Source organism: Ruegeria sp. A5 (assembly GCF_056543005.1).
Map to the genome: position 1 here is coordinate 13,077 of NZ_JBQGAV010000002.1, position 14,150 is coordinate 27,226.

At 59.3% G+C, this 14,150-nt stretch carries 12 protein-coding genes and 1 tRNA gene; 5 read left to right on the forward strand and 8 right to left on the reverse strand.

Annotated elements, in window-relative coordinates:
* The first annotated feature begins 5 nt into the window (after positions 1-5).
* The 5 genes from paaZ (at position 6) to ACR0AY_RS05895 (ending at position 6,644) form a co-directional block, all read left to right on the forward strand.
* A complete protein-coding gene (gene paaZ, locus ACR0AY_RS05875; RefSeq protein ID WP_170511532.1) occupies positions 6-2,030 on the forward strand; it encodes a phenylacetic acid degradation bifunctional protein PaaZ in 2,025 nt (674 codons plus the stop codon).
* Positions 2,031-2,082: 52 nt separating this feature from the next.
* Entirely contained in the window at positions 2,083-2,886 is an 804-nt protein-coding gene (locus ACR0AY_RS05880; RefSeq protein ID WP_170511530.1) for a PaaX family transcriptional regulator C-terminal domain-containing protein, read from the forward strand.
* Between the two features lie 202 nt (positions 2,887-3,088).
* On the forward strand, positions 3,089-4,060 hold the full coding sequence (locus ACR0AY_RS05885; protein WP_480453850.1) for an alpha/beta fold hydrolase: 972 nt from the start codon (positions 3,089-3,091) through the stop codon (positions 4,058-4,060).
* 82 nt (positions 4,061-4,142) lie between these two features.
* A tRNA-Met gene (locus ACR0AY_RS05890) sits at positions 4,143-4,219 on the forward strand.
* A gap of 331 nt (positions 4,220-4,550) precedes the next feature.
* Positions 4,551-6,644, forward strand: coding sequence for a 3-hydroxyacyl-CoA dehydrogenase NAD-binding domain-containing protein (locus tag ACR0AY_RS05895; protein ID WP_170511526.1), 2,094 nt, complete (start codon positions 4,551-4,553; stop codon positions 6,642-6,644).
* A gap of 153 nt (positions 6,645-6,797) precedes the next feature.
* On the opposite strand, the gene rpe is transcribed toward ACR0AY_RS05895, so the two are convergent.
* From rpe to ACR0AY_RS05935, 8 genes are all read right to left on the reverse strand, one after another.
* Positions 6,798-7,487 (reverse strand): ribulose-phosphate 3-epimerase, encoded by a 690-nt coding sequence (rpe, locus tag ACR0AY_RS05900; RefSeq protein ID WP_480453853.1) that lies wholly within the window; start codon positions 7,485-7,487, stop codon positions 6,798-6,800.
* Between the two features lie 125 nt (positions 7,488-7,612).
* Positions 7,613-8,089, reverse strand: coding sequence for a class I SAM-dependent methyltransferase (locus tag ACR0AY_RS05905; RefSeq protein WP_170397683.1), 477 nt, complete (start codon positions 8,087-8,089; stop codon positions 7,613-7,615).
* 19 nt (positions 8,090-8,108) lie between these two features.
* Complete coding sequence (locus ACR0AY_RS05910) at positions 8,109-8,861, reverse strand: polysaccharide deacetylase family protein (protein WP_170511524.1); 753 nt, start codon at positions 8,859-8,861, stop codon at positions 8,109-8,111.
* Entirely contained in the window at positions 8,858-10,000 is a 1,143-nt protein-coding gene (locus ACR0AY_RS05915) for a glycosyltransferase (protein ID WP_170511522.1), read from the reverse strand. The genes ACR0AY_RS05910 and ACR0AY_RS05915 overlap by 4 nt, the downstream gene beginning before the upstream one ends.
* A 2-nt stretch (positions 10,001-10,002) precedes the next feature.
* The gene (locus ACR0AY_RS05920) at positions 10,003-10,581 is read right to left on the reverse strand and encodes a histidine phosphatase family protein (protein WP_170511520.1); all 579 of its coding nucleotides are present in this window, start codon (positions 10,579-10,581) and stop codon (positions 10,003-10,005) included.
* Positions 10,581-11,654, reverse strand: a complete 1,074-nt coding sequence (locus ACR0AY_RS05925; RefSeq protein ID WP_170511518.1) for a glycosyltransferase — start codon at positions 11,652-11,654, stop codon at positions 10,581-10,583. Before ACR0AY_RS05925 ends, ACR0AY_RS05920 begins: the two co-directional genes overlap by 1 nt.
* Positions 11,654-12,901: a glycosyltransferase gene (locus ACR0AY_RS05930; protein ID WP_170511516.1), complete on the reverse strand. Its 1,248-nt coding sequence runs from the start codon at positions 12,899-12,901 to the stop codon at positions 11,654-11,656. Before ACR0AY_RS05930 ends, ACR0AY_RS05925 begins: the two co-directional genes overlap by 1 nt.
* Positions 12,898-14,112 (reverse strand): hypothetical protein, encoded by a 1,215-nt coding sequence (locus tag ACR0AY_RS05935; RefSeq protein WP_170424455.1) that lies wholly within the window; start codon positions 14,110-14,112, stop codon positions 12,898-12,900. The genes ACR0AY_RS05930 and ACR0AY_RS05935 overlap by 4 nt, the downstream gene beginning before the upstream one ends.
* Between the last annotated feature and the right edge of the window lie 38 nt (positions 14,113-14,150).

Sequence of the window (14,150 nt, forward strand, 5' to 3'; positions counted from 1 at the left end):
ACACCATGTCCCTGCATCAGATTTCCAGCTTCGCCGCTGGTACTTGGGTCGCGCCTGGAGAAGGCGCACGCACCATCGCATCCGCCATCACCGGCGCACCATTTGCCAGCGCTGGCAATGCCGCGCTCGACGTACAGGCGATGCTTGACTATGCGCGCAATACCGGTGGCCCCGCGCTGCGCAAGTTAACGTTCCACGATCGTGCCCGGATGCTCAAGGCGCTGGCGCAAGAGCTTTCGGCGCATAAACAAACCCTTTACGACCTGAGTTTCGAAACCGGAGCCACGCAGAAGGACCACCTGATCGATATCGATGGTGGCATCGGCACGATGTTTGTCTTTGCCTCAAAAGGCCGGCGCGAGATGCCGGATGCGCAGGTTTATCTGGACGGCGAAATCGAGCAGTTGTCACGCAATGGCACCTTTTTGGGGCAGCATATCTGCACGCCCTTGCAAGGGGTCGCGGTTCATATCAACGCCTTCAACTTCCCGGTCTGGGGGATGCTGGAAAAGCTGGCCCCGACGCTGCTGGCTGGCGTGCCTGCAATCGTCAAGCCGGCTACCAACAGTTGCTACGTCACCGAACTGGCAGTGCGGATCATGCTGGATAGCGGCATCCTGCCTGCCGGTGCGCTACAGCTGGTCTCGGGCGGGTTGGGCGACATGCTCGATCACTTGGATTGTCAGGATGTGGTCAGCTTCACAGGCTCGGCGAACACCGCGTTGAAGCTGCGGCAGACGCCTGCGATCTTGCAGAACTCGGTCCGGTTTGTGGCCGAGCAGGACAGCTTGAACGCTTCCATCCTCGGGCCCGATGCCACGCCCGGCACGCCCGAATTTGACCTGTTCGTCAAGGAAGTCTCGCGCGAGATGACCACAAAGGCGGGCCAGAAATGCACTGCCATCCGACGCATCATCGCGCCCCAGCCGCAGGTCGACGCCATAATTGCCGCGCTGTCTGACCGATTGGCAAGGATCACCATCGGCGACCCCCGTTCCGACACCACTCGCATGGGCGCGCTGGTGTCGAACGGGCAGAAAGCCGACGTTCTGGAAAAGGCAGCTCTGATCGGGCAAGAGGCTGAAAGGGTTTATGGCAACCCCGACGCGTTCGACCTGCACGGCCCTGAAACCGGCGCATTCGTTCCCCCGATGCTGTTTTACTGTGCTAACCCCGACAAAGCGCAGCGCGTGCACGATACCGAGGCCTTCGGCCCAGTTTCGACCCTCATGGGCTACCGCGATCTGGATCATGCGGTGGCACTTGCCAATCGCGGGCAGGGATCTCTGGTCACGTCGCTGATCACTCACGACACAAACGTCGCGCACAACGTAGTGATGGGGACCGCAGCCTATAACGGGCGGATTTACATCAACGACCGCGACTCGATGGCTGAATCGACCGGCCACGGATCTCCGCTGCCCCATATGGTGCATGGTGGGCCGGGCCGTGCGGGCGGCGGTGAGGAAATGGGCGGCGTGCGCGGAGTGAAACACTATATGCAGCGCACGGCCATTCAGGGCTCCCCGCGCATGCTTAGTGGTATCAGCACCAAATGGGTGCCAGGAGCGCCCGAAATCCAAGGTCCGGCACATCCGTTCACCCGTAAATTTGGTGAGTTGCAGGTCGGAGAGACGCTGCACACAGCCTCGCGAACCATCACGCTGGAGGATATCGAACACTTCGCCAATTTCACCGGCGATACCTTTTATGCGCATATGGACGAGGACGCGGCGGCGCGGAACCCGTTCTTCCCCGGTCGTGTGGCGCATGGTTATTTGTTGCTCAGCTTTGCGGCGGGCCTGTTTGTCGAGCCGAACGAGGGGCCGGTGCTGGCCAATACCGGGCTGGACGGGCTGCGGTTCATGAAGCCCGTTGTTGCTGGCGACAGCATCAAGGTGCGCCTGACGGTAAAGCAGAAAACCCCACGCAATGACGATTATGGCGAGGTCCGCTGGCATGTGTCCCTGACCAATCAGGATGACGAACCGGTCGCAGAATACGAACTTTTAACCATGAACGCCCGCTGAGCCGCTATACTACCTGTTTTTCTTATTGGGCCTAATGGGTTAAACTGGGTCCATGACCGAAAAGAGCTCGTGGTTCGAAACGGCTGTGGCCGAACTGGCGGACCCGCAAGACCAGCGGGTCTGGTCGATTATCGTCTCGCTGTTTGGTGACATGGCACAAGAGCCCGGCGCGCAAATCTCGGGCGGTGTTCTGACCCGGATAATTGAGCCGATGGGCATCAAACCCGAAGCGATCCGCGTCGCTCTGCACCGGCTGCGCAAGGACGGCTGGATTGAAAGTGACCGGATTGGACGCGTCTCGCGCCATGTCCTCTCGGAATTCGGCCGGACGCAATCCGCCGCCGTCACGCCGCGCATATATGCGCGCGTTCCTTCGCCCATTGAAAATTGGCATCTTCTGATCGCCGAAGACGGGTCGGGCACTCAGGTGCTTGAGGACGTGATGCTCAGCGATGACTACATCCCCATTGGGCGCAACGTAGCGATGGGTGCGGGTCCCGTTCCAGATCAGTCGGACGGTTTGCTGGCCTTGGACATCTCTCCGCACGCAGCCCCCAAGTGGGTGCAGGATCGGTTGTGTCCACCCGAATTGCGCGCCTCTTGCAAGGCTCTTCTGGGCGCGGTCGAACGCGCCGCGAAGTCCCGTCCCGAAGGCTGGGCGCCTACACCCTTGCAGAGCGCAACACTGCGCACCCTGTTGGTGCATCGGTGGCGGCGCGTCGTGCTACGCCAGCCGGACTTGCCTCCGGCTTTTTATCCCGTGGATTGGGCTGGTCCGGCTTGTCGCGATAGCGTGTTCGGGCTGCTTGATCTGCTGCCACGCCCCTCGGCTGACGTACTGAGCGGTAGTAGTTGACCGCTGAGCGGTCTGTTCAACCATATTATCAGTGCGGCGCACATACCGGGTGCTGGGAGCTTTTCTGACCAAGTCATACCAATTTACACACCAATAATTAGGTTGCGGTTATCTGCCTGCCAATTCAGCCGTTCAGAAAACGCATGGTGCAATCGGGCCCCGGGCAATACCATCGCCTGAGCAAACCTACCGGAGATCCGTGATGTCGATTTTGCTAACGATTGTCTTGTTTCTGATGTCCCTTTTGCTGGGGATGCACATCTGGACTCGTCGCCTAACGCGGCAGGGCACCGAAGTGGTGCCGCAACTGGGGCGGATCGTGCCCGTTCACGGTGGCAGCATTCACTATGTCGAAAAAGGCGACCCTTCCAACCCGACAATTGTCATGATCCATGGCCTATCAGGCCAATTGCAGCATTTTACGTATGCGTTAGTGGATGATCTTGCTCAGGATTATCACGTTCTCGCGGTTGACCGTCCGGGCTGTGGCTATTCCACGCGCGATGCTGCCCAGTTGGCGGAATTGCCCGAACAAGCCCGCATGATCCACGAGTTTCTGGAAATAATGAACGTCGATCAAGCCACACTGGTCGGTCATTCTCTAGGTGGCGCCGTGTCTCTTGCGATGGCACTGGATTATCCCGACAACACGGCGGCATTGGCGCTTCTGGCCCCCTTGACGCAACAAATGCCGGAACCGCCCGCCGTTTTCAAACCACTTGAAATCCGTACCGAGTGGCTGCGCAACCTTATTGGCAATACAATCGCCGTCCCGATGGCCCGAAAAACCGCGCCCCTCGTGCTGAAAGACGTCTTCGCACCCGAGCCCGCGCCCTCAGACTTCCTGAACCGTGCTGGGGGTGCCCTTGGTCTTCGCCCCTCGGCCTTTATCACCGCCTCACAGGATGTTGTTGGGGTAGAGGCCAGCATGGGTGCCCTGATTTCACGCTATAACGATCTGCGCGTGCCCGGAGGCATCCTGTTCGGCACAGAGGACCCGATCCTGTCCGCCGAGCTACACGGTGCCACAATGACGAAATTCGGCCTGACCTTTGAGGTCATGGAACACCGGGGTCACATGATACTCATCACAGAACCCGAAGTCTGCGCGCGTTTCATCCGCCAGATCGCCGAGAATTCCCGCACCCGGCTGGCAGAGCAGGACGCGCATTGAATAACGCAATAAAGAATCTCGGCAGGCACGCTTTTCCCTCTTGACCCTCCCCGGCCCCTCGCTTAAATCGCCTCTCACTCGTGGCGGAGTAGCTCAGTTGGTTAGAGCAGCGGAATCATAATCCGCGTGTCGGGGGTTCAAGTCCCTCCTCCGCTACCAGAACTTCCCAAACAAGTGCTAAGGCCCTGTTAGCTGCGTTTCCATTTGGATCGCGCCCTCGGGTTCCGTGCGAATTCAGACCAAGCACTGCAGTTCTTTGCGCTTCGTTGGGCTGAGGCCGCGAAGCGAGTTCTACCGCAACGAAAAAGTTAGTTTCGGGCATGAACCGCGTGATTATGGTACTAAATCCGAGAAAATCAAATAAACCGAACGATCGGTCGAAAATATAGTTGAATACGAACGCAGACCGGGCCAGTCTTTGATCGCGCCGTGTCCGGGGATTCCCCGATTTACTACTGGCATCGCATTTCGTCTGAGGAGGCACGATCATATGACCCAAGTCATCGGGTATGAGAAAGTGGGCGATATCGCCGTTTTGTCGGCTGAGAACCCACCCGTTAACGCGCTGGGCGTGGATGTGCGCCGGGGTTTGTTGTCGGCGATCGAACGCGCCGAAACAGAGGGCGCGCGCGCGGTTTTGATCTATGGTGAGGGGCGGACTTATTTCGCAGGCGCAGACATTCGCGAGTTTGGCAAGCCGCCACAGGATCCGTGGCTGCCCGCACTCTGTGATCGGATTGAGGCGTCACCCTTGCTGGTGGTTTCTGCGTTGCATGGAACCGCGCTTGGTGGTGGGCTTGAGGTTGCTTTATCCTGTCATTATCGCGTTGCCGTGCCGTCTGCGAAGGTGGGGTTGCCCGAGGTTAATCTTGGTATCATTCCTGGCGCTGGCGGCACCCAGCGCTTGCCGCGTGTTGCCGGAGTCGAGGCTGCATTGGACATGATCACGACGGGGCGGCACGTCCGAGCTCCAGAAGCGCTTGAGATGGGTGTGCTGGACAGAGTTCAGGATGGTGATCCGCGCGAGATCGGCCTGGCCTATGTCAGAGAGCTGCTTGCAACTGATGCACCTCGGCGTCCTGTTTTCGATATGGACCGGCCCGCCCCAATCGATTTTGATGCGGCCTATAACGCGGTGCTGAAGAAGGCCCGGGGCCAATTGTCGCCTGCGATTGCAGTGCGGGCAATACAAGCCAGTTGCGAGGCCGAGGATTTTGCATCCGGTTTGGCTCGCGAACGGGAATTGTTCATGGACCTGATGGGCTCGGATCAGCGCAAAGGGTTGATCCACGCATTCTTTGCGGAACGTGCGATTGCAAAATTGCCCGAATTGAATGGGGTCGAGCCGCGGGACCTGCAACAGGTCGGCGTCATCGGCGGCGGCACGATGGGCGCAGGGATTGCCACCTCAGTTCTGCTGGCGGGGCTTCCTGTCGTGCTGCTTGAGATGTCACACGAGGCAGCGCGGTCCGCTAAAGATCGTATCGCGGCAAATCTGGCTGGCGCCGTGAGGCGCGGAAAGCTGAGCCAGGACAAACATGATGATATTCTGCAGAACCGGCTGACCCTGGCCACGGACTACAACGCACTGAGTGGCGTCGATCTGGTGATCGAAGCCGTGTTTGAAGACATGGCAGTGAAGAAAAAGGTTTTTGCGCAACTGGATGCGGTCTGCAAAAGCGGTGCGGTATTGGCGACCAATACCTCATACCTTGATATCAACGAAATTGCCGGATCGACCGAAAGGTCACGGGATGTCATCGGTCTGCATTTCTTCTCCCCAGCACATGTGATGAAACTGCTTGAGATCGTGGTGGCGGATCACACCGCGCCCGAAGTTGTGGCAACGGGTTTCGCGTTGGGCAAGAGGTTGGGCAAGGTGGCCGTTCGGGCAGGTGTGTGCGACGGGTTCATAGGAAATCGGATTTTGGGCACATATCGGGCCTGTGCTGATCACATGGTGCTGGATGGAGCGAGCCCGTTCCAGATCGATAAAGCGCTAACAGGGTTTGGCTTTGCGATGGGACCCTATGCAGTGTCAGATTTGGCCGGATTGGACATTGGCTGGGCGGCGCGCAAGCGGAAACGGGCCGCAGGCCAGGATCCACGCGTTCGCGACAGTTTCTATGCCGACAAGCTGTGCGAGGCCGGACATTTCGGCCAGAAAACCGGCAAAGGCTATTACATATATGAAAATGGCAAGCGGGGTGGAGAGCCGAACCCCGAGCTGACATCATTGATCGAAGCCGAGCGTGCGGCTCAGAACATAACTCCACGCGCGTTTACGGATGAGGAGATCATACGTCGCAATATGGTCGCGATGGTGAATGAGGCGGCGAAGGTGGTAGGCGACGGCATCGCGCGTAGACCGCTGGATGTGGACGTTACGCTGCTCTATGGCTACGGTTTTCCGCGCTACTGGGGTGGGCCGCTGAAATGGGCAGATTTGCAAGGTTTGCCGGGCGTATTGAACGATATCCGCAAGTGGGCTGAAGAAGATGCCTATTTCTGGCAACCTGCACCCCTGCTCGAACAACTGGTGGCCGAGAACCGCTGCTTTGATGATCTCAACAAAGATGCCTGAAGTCTCGGGGCAAAGGCTCCCGTGCCTGCGCAACATTGGCTGCGCCAATATTGCTAGCCGCCTTGGGCCCGGCATCGCGCAAAGCGCAATGCCGGGCCCAACAGGAGGAGGCGTTTCGTAAGAAATGTAGACGACTGGCGGGAGGGTTTGTTGTTAACCCAGTGCACCTTCGGCAGCAGTCCGCACAGCGCGAATATTGTCGCCATAGACTGACGGGTTTGAAACTGACCCGCCTTTAAAAACTGCTGATCCGGCGACCAACACGTCAGCGCCTGCAGCGGCCACCAGAGGCGCTGTTTTGGGATCAACACCGCCGTCGATTTCGATATGCACCGGCCGGTCGCCGATCATCTCGCGCAAACGTTGCACTTTTGCGGTCATGTCGATGAATATTTGCCCCCCGAAGCCGGGGTTGACGGTCATGACGCACACCAGATCAGTCAGGTCCAACAGATGTTCGACGGCCTCGGCGGGCGTCCCGGGATTCAACGCGATCCCTGCTTTCATTCCCGCAGCGCGTATCGCCTGCAGCGTGCGGTGCGAATGCGGCCCCGCTTCGACGTGCGCGGTCAGCACATCAGCGCCCGCATCGGCATAGGCTTGAATATAAGGATCGACCGGAGTGATCATCAAATGCACATCCATGACGGTCTTAACATGTGGGCGAAACGCTTTGACCGCTGGGGGACCAAAAGTGAGGTTTGGGACAAAGTGGCCGTCCATCACGTCCACATGAACCCAATCCGCCCCTTGCGCTTCGATGGCCTGAATCTCCTGTCCGAAATTTGCGAAATCGGCTGACAGGATCGAGGGAGCGATCTTGATGGAACGGTCAAAGCTCATGACTGGCCTCATGTGGGTGTGCTGTTGCGGTGGCGTATACCCTCGACTCGCGTCAATGCATAGGCCTGACTGCGGTGAATCTGATCGATAGATTCAATATACAAACCCGCCAGTTCAAAGCCTGCTCAGGCGCGATAGAAAAGATATCGATCTGGCGCGATGGTCTCGGGGCCTTCAATCTGAGCAAAACCCGTCAACGGTTGCCCTGAAATCAACAACCCACCGGGTCGCATGACCTGTTTGATCAGAGGGCTGAGGCGCGCCGCTTCCGCAACATCTTCGGACTTGATCCCGCGGCCGAAATCGTAGTGCGCCAGCGCGATTGTTTGGCCTGCGTCCGCCAGTTTACGCAACATCGGCTCGGCCTCACCCTGCAGGAAATCCTGTGCCGGTGGCGTGCTGTCGGGATGACACTGCAAGACGCGATCCATCACCCATATACGCCGAGAGGGCAGGATTTCACGCAGATGATCATAGGTACGTCCGTTACCTAGCCCCAGGTCCAGAACGTCCCCTTCCATGGTGCCGATCTGTGCGGCGGCCCAGTTTAGCCCGTCGCGTTGCGCCGTCAGGCGGCGCAGCATGGAATCCAGTCGGCTCATTCGGGCTCTCCTTGCGAGTTCAGTTGCGTGGTGCGGTCCAGGGTGTGCCCGGTCCATCAAGCAGCCTGTGCAACAGATCCTGTGTAAACGTCCAGATGTCCTGATCATGGACCAGATGATGCGTCAACACCCCAAATGCTTCGGCATTGTCTGCGCGACCGGTGCGTCGGTCATGCAGCAGCTCAACTGTCTGTGCGATCAGTCTGTCAGGGTCGATTAAACCGCGCGTCCCGCGCCAATCGATTGGATCGAGATGTGTGTTTATCTGCGCGAGGCCGGGCGCCGCGAGCGGTATCTTTCGGGGGGTCGCCGTCGACAGTATCCGATAGCCCAGCCCGTGAAGCTGCATGGCGACTTTGGAGTCGATCCGATTCCACGGGGGCACAAACATCGGACGCAAGTTGTCACCGAACAAACCTCGCAGCCGGGACAATCCAGCCTCGGCATCTGCAACTACCGCTTCAAGGGGCCGGTGCAGGCGAAATTCGGCTTTCTTCTCGTCTGCAGGCGCGTGGTTCTGATGCGCCCAGCCATGCACAACCGGGATCAAAACAGACTGATCTGACACATACTCTGCAAGTACCGTCTGCGCCTCACGCGGGATTACCGCCAGATGGACTGGCAGGCCGAGCTGGTCTGACATGGCCGATAGCTTTTCTATCTGTGGTGTCACTGCAACCGCATCGTCATCACGCCACCACAAGGGCAGGGTCAATCCTGCATCCTGCCAGCGCCGCAACTCTGACTGCAAGGGGCGCCAATCAGGCCTCATCGGCTGGCCTCGTACAAGCTCACTGCAATATCCACTGACCGGCGCGCGCCATCAAACCCTTCGGTCATCGGGGGGCGTTCAACACTCGAAATGACATGCTCCAGCGCATTGGCCAGCGAGCCGGCGGTCAGGTCAGAACTGTTAAGCACCTCGATCCCGTTCAACTGAGACAGAGATCGCGCGCGCAAAGATTGCTCAACCTCTTTTCCATCATCGAAGGGGATCAGAACCGCCGGGGTACCGCTTTGCAGCAGGTCCATAGCAGTATTGTAACCGCACATGCTGACCGAGGCGGCGGCAAGCGGCAGCATTTGGCGAAAATCAGGGCGGACGGATTCAAGAAGAACCGAGGTACTCTGGGTAATTTGCGAAAGCTCGGAAATCCGCGCTTTTGCATCCTGCCCGCCCACCAACAATCGCCAGCGCCTGTTGGGCATCTTTTGGGCGGCCTCTACGGCCGCCTGAAAGATTGGCTGGCCGACAGATCCGCCACCCGCGCTGACCACGATCTCGCCTAGGCCTATGCCATCTGGATGACTTGGGGCAGCACTTGGGGCGACGAAACCGGTGTAATGAAGGCGCGATGCCAGTTGAGCCGAGACAGGCCAACTGACCTCCAGCTCGGTGATCTTGGGGTCGGAATGGACCAGAACACCGTCGTAAAACTCTGCGATAACCTCATCCGTTTGGGTTACTTTTGCAGACTTCGATGGCGGTGCAAGAATGTCACGGATCGAACCCAGGATGATGGGCGGCTGAGGTAGGTTCCGCGCGGCTTCCAACGCAGAACGGAATTCTGCGGCCAAGGAGCGCCGCCCGAACGGATAAAGCTCGGTGATCAATATTTGTGGCCCAAAGCTGCGGACCGCCTGCGTCAGAGCGTTGGTGCGCGCAGCGAAATAGGCCGGGTCAGCAACGGTACCACTCTGATCAAGCAGGCGGGTGAAATCGGTGCCGTCAGACCGCAGCGGCGGTAAGTTCAGAAATGACAACCCACGTGTGTCAAGCTGTGGCGCAGGCATTCCGCCCGAGACCATAAACACTTCATGGTCCTGTTCGGCGAATGCGCGCCCCAATGTGAGGGCTCGGCTCAGATGCCCGGTGCCCAGCAGATGGGTAACAACGATCATCACCTTCATGGTCAAACCTCACGCGCAATCAATCGAACGGGTTCGGGTTCAGGCCGCATTTCGTCCAAGTCTACGATAAACAGTCTGTTGCGCTTGATCTTGAACGGCGCGGGGCCGGCAAAATTCCAGCCCCACGCCTTGGCCAAGATCACCCTCATGATGCCGATATGGCAGACCGCGAGATTGTCGCCGTCCAAGCCCGCCAGCCACGGCGCGATACGCGCCCATAATTCGGCTGGGCTTTCGCCGCCCGGAGGCCGATAATCCCAGCCCCAGTCTTCGATGTGGCGGTAACCGCTATCGGGTGTCTCGATCAGCTCAGCACCGCGCTGTCCCTCCCATTCGCCCCAATTCATCTCGGTCAGGGCCTGAGATGTTTTGGGCGCTTTACCCGATACCAACTGCGCTGTTTCAGACGCGCGGCTTAGCGGGCTGGACCAGATTGATGCTGCGTTCCATGGCGATGGCAGGCTATACCCCGCAAGTTCAGCCCGGGCGTCGGCATCCAGCGGAATGTCGCTGCGCCCCTGAATGCGACCCGCGCGATTCCAATCCGTGTGTCCATGGCGCAGAAGGGCGAGACGGGTCATCAACTTTTCTCCAACAAGGGGCGCACAGTGGTCCAGAACCGCTCGGTGGCGGATGGCATCAGATGGCGGTGCGCGACATAGGCGCGGGCCCGATTGCCCTCAGACTGGCTCAGGTCGGGATGGTCCAGAAACCTCTGTATACGCGCGGCCAACCCTTTGGCACCCGATCCGGTATCGGGATGATCGGAAGGTATCAGCACATCACGAACACCGGGGCGATCTTGTGCTGCGACGGGAACGCCGCAGGCCTGAGCCTCCAGATAGACCATTCCATAGGCTTCATTGACGCCGGGCCAAACGAACAAGGAGGCCTGGCGGTACCGGGCCTGCAACGCGTACCGATCCAGCTGACCCAGAAACCGGACACGAGGTCCGAACCGCGCCATCAGCGCCTCGACTTCCAATCGGGCCGGGCCATCGCCTACCACGTCCAACGCCCAATCCCCTGTCAGATGTTCCAGCGTGTCGGCCAGAATGGTGTACGAGGCCAGCTTGTCCCCCGACCGCATCATTCCCACAGTCAGCATCGGCCCATCACGGGTCGAAACAGGGGGTAATTCCGTGATGGGAAGAAACGGAGGCAGCTCGACGAGCGCCTGCGTACCGAACCTTTCCCGTTCTAACGTAATCAGATCGTTGGCAGTGTGGTAAAAAATCACCTGCGCAGAATCGCACGCGTCGTGCGCCGCTTGCGCAAAATCAGCCCATGGGCCTGCAAGCCGGCTGGTAGCGCGGGTACTTTCCAGCTGCACATACGGGATGTCTCTTGCGCGGCTCACGGCCGGGCCGAGCAGGTCGGGGGCCTTGTAGTAGTTGTGATAAGTCACCCACAGGTTCGTGTCAGGTGGCAGTTCCTCAGCCAGTCGTGCAGCCTCGGTCGTTGCCTTGCGGTGTAATTCGTCCTGAAGCGCGCGGTCGCCTGCTTTGTCGTAAATCCGCAAATGCGAGGCCAGCTCAACAATGTCTCCCTGAGCGCCGAGGGCCTGCATCAGGTTGCGGGCCATTTCGCGATCACCCGAGGGCTTGGGACTGTCGGGGGACTTCATCGGTGCATAGAAAGCCACCCGCGCCATCAGGGTCCGTCCGCGCACAAGGCGCTGAGCCGCTCGGACAAGCGACGTATGCCCGGGTCCATCCGGAAGTCGGCGATCAACCGGTTATACGCGGCCTTAGCCATCTCGGCCGTTCTCGCCGGGTTCTGGGCGAGATCCACAATAGCCGAGGCCAGAGAGGTCGGGTCATCTGCTGACAGCTGACCGTGAACACCGGATTCAATGAACTCCGGGATGGCTGACACCGGCGTTGACAGGATCGGGAGGCGCTGGGACGCGGCTTCCATCAAAACATTGGGTAAACCATCGCGGTCGCCGTCGGCAGCAATTCTGCTGGGCAGGACAAACAGATCAGAGCGGCGCATCTCGGCAATGACTTCCGGTTGATCGCAAGCCCCCATCCACGTGATCCGATCGGAAATCCCTGCGGCATCGGCTTGTGCGCTCAACTCATCGCCCAGATTTCCGCCGCCGATATGGGTCCAATGCCAATTCAGCGATCTGGGGAGTAGCGCGAAAGCTTGGAGAAGCCGGTCAAAGCCCTTCTTTTCGACAAGACGCCCGACTGACAGCATGTGAAAGGGTGCATCCTCTGCACGCGAACACTGCTGGGGAGGTGCAGGAAACCGCGACAGGTCCAGCCCATGATAGATCAGTTCTACCCGCGCAGGATCATCAGCCAGTTCGCGCAGATGTGCGGCACCAATGGCGGTACAGGTTGCCCCGAAGATGGCGCCGTGAGAGGCCAGTTGCAGCTTTTCCCGCTTTTCCCAGTCTGGTGAGGTCCAGATATCTTTGGCATGCGCCGAAAAACTCCAGGGCAGGCTGCGCATGATAGACGCATAGCGGGCGACCGAAGACGGAGTGTGCATGAAATGCGCATACAGCGCCCGCGTTTGATCGGGCAGCTCAGCGGCCAATACGCAGGCCTGACCAAACCGGCGAATTCGGTTGTGAGTCGGGTCTCGGCGAAGGTCTTGCCGCCAGACCTGGTAAGCTTGTGCGTATCCGGGCAGACGAGCTGCATTGTCTCGCGCAGTCGCCAGCCGCTCAGGCTCTTCATAAAGGTATTCCGGCAGGTAATGCACCTGCCCCTTGAAGCGATCGTGCAGAGGATGGCGCTTGGTATCGGTCGGGTGGCGCAACGACCAGATATCGAAGCTGTGCCCTGCCTCCTGCAAGGCCACCAATTCTTGCGCGATGAACGTCTCGGACAGGCGCGGCCAGCCTTTGACCAGCACCGCCAGCTTGGGGGGTTCGCGCGTCATCCGGTGGCGCGCTCTTGTTCCGCGCCTAGCAGCGCGTTTATGCGATGAGTGACGTAGCTTAGCCCGTCCAACAACCCTGCGCGAATGGCCTGCGAAGGCAGCGGCTGATGGGGCAAGGCGCGGATCGCGCGGATCATTGCATCCGCCGTCAGACCGTCACGGTTTTCATCCAGCATGCGTACCAGACCCAGATCCTCGGCGCGCGAGGCACGAATCCATTGCTCCAGCCGCGGCGTCGTGCGCGGAACAATGACGGCGCGTTTGTCGAAGGACAAAACCTCGCAGAAGGTATTGTACCCGCCCATGCAGACCACACCGGCAGCGCCCGCGAACAGCGTTTCGATCTGCGATTCAAAGCCAACGGCGGTCACACGGCCATTTAGGGCGGCGACACGGGTTTCAAAATCTTCGCGTAGTTCGCCTGACAGGAAGGGCCCATAGACCAGCACAGCGCGGGGTGACAGATCCGGGTCTTTTTCATATGCGGACAGCACCAAATTGACCATCGCCTTGCCATCCCCGCCACCACCAGGGGTGATCAGGATATACGGTTGTTCTGGTGGCTCACCAACCGGCCCAAGATCGCGACGTAGATACCCTGTCCAATGAATGCGCTGTTGCGTCGCCGGGCTGAGGGGAAGGCCTTGTGTAGGATCGTAGACCGATCGCAACCCATATACCCAGATCTCATCATAGAATCGTTCAGTCGCCGAGATCGCGTCCTTACGCTCCCATTCGGCGGCCAGTACTTCGGGCTCATCCAGAACGTCGCGCAGGCCCAGAACCAATTTGGTTGAGCAGGAGTTTTCAAGATACTCAAGCGTCGGCAGCAGCTCACCGCGAAAACCGGTAGGCTCTTTGTCGACGATCAGCACATCGGGGTCGAACTGTTCGACAGATGTCTGGATCAGGCTTGCGCGCAACTCGGTCACATCATCGATGCCCATGCCGATGGTCTGCGAAGCATACGAGCCGTCGGCGCGTTTGGTGACCCCGGGTAGACGGACATGGTCAACCCGACGCGGAAAAGTAAACCGTCCGGCAATGGGTGAACCGGTCAATATGAGGGCCGAAGCGCGTTGATCGGCTTGTGTTATGGCCGCAGCCAGCGCGCGTGACCGGCGCAGGTGACCCAGGCCGAACGTGTCGTGACTATATAGCAGGATGCGCGGTGCGCGGCCGTGATTTTCGTTTTTGATCCCTAGGCTCATGCCTTCGCCTGTTTCGGTTCCGGTGCAACTCCGCGCGT

Bases quoted from the DNA above. Each gene is read 5' to 3' on its own strand.
- ACR0AY_RS05920 (WP_170511520.1), bottom strand. From the start codon at position 10,581: ATGACCCGTCTCGCCCTTCTGCGCCATGGACACACGGATTGGAATCGC.
- ACR0AY_RS05935 (WP_170424455.1), bottom strand. From the start codon at position 14,112: ATGAGCCTAGGGATCAAAAACGAAAATCACGGCCGCGCACCGCGCATC.
- ACR0AY_RS05910 (WP_170511524.1), bottom strand. From the start codon at position 8,861: ATGAGGCCTGATTGGCGCCCCTTGCAGTCAGAGTTGCGGCGCTGGCAG.
- ACR0AY_RS05895 (WP_170511526.1), top strand. From the start codon at position 4,551: ATGACCCAAGTCATCGGGTATGAGAAAGTGGGCGATATCGCCGTTTTG.
- ACR0AY_RS05930 (WP_170511516.1), bottom strand. From the start codon at position 12,901: ATGACGCGCGAACCCCCCAAGCTGGCGGTGCTGGTCAAAGGCTGGCCG.
- paaZ (WP_170511532.1), top strand. From the start codon at position 6: ATGTCCCTGCATCAGATTTCCAGCTTCGCCGCTGGTACTTGGGTCGCG.
- ACR0AY_RS05880 (WP_170511530.1), top strand. From the start codon at position 2,083: ATGACCGAAAAGAGCTCGTGGTTCGAAACGGCTGTGGCCGAACTGGCG.
- ACR0AY_RS05925 (WP_170511518.1), bottom strand. From the start codon at position 11,654: ATGGCGCGGGTGGCTTTCTATGCACCGATGAAGTCCCCCGACAGTCCC.
- rpe (WP_480453853.1), bottom strand. From the start codon at position 7,487: ATGAGCTTTGACCGTTCCATCAAGATCGCTCCCTCGATCCTGTCAGCC.
- ACR0AY_RS05915 (WP_170511522.1), bottom strand. From the start codon at position 10,000: ATGAAGGTGATGATCGTTGTTACCCATCTGCTGGGCACCGGGCATCTG.
- ACR0AY_RS05905 (WP_170397683.1), bottom strand. From the start codon at position 8,089: ATGAGCCGACTGGATTCCATGCTGCGCCGCCTGACGGCGCAACGCGAC.
- ACR0AY_RS05885 (WP_480453850.1), top strand. From the start codon at position 3,089: ATGTCGATTTTGCTAACGATTGTCTTGTTTCTGATGTCCCTTTTGCTG.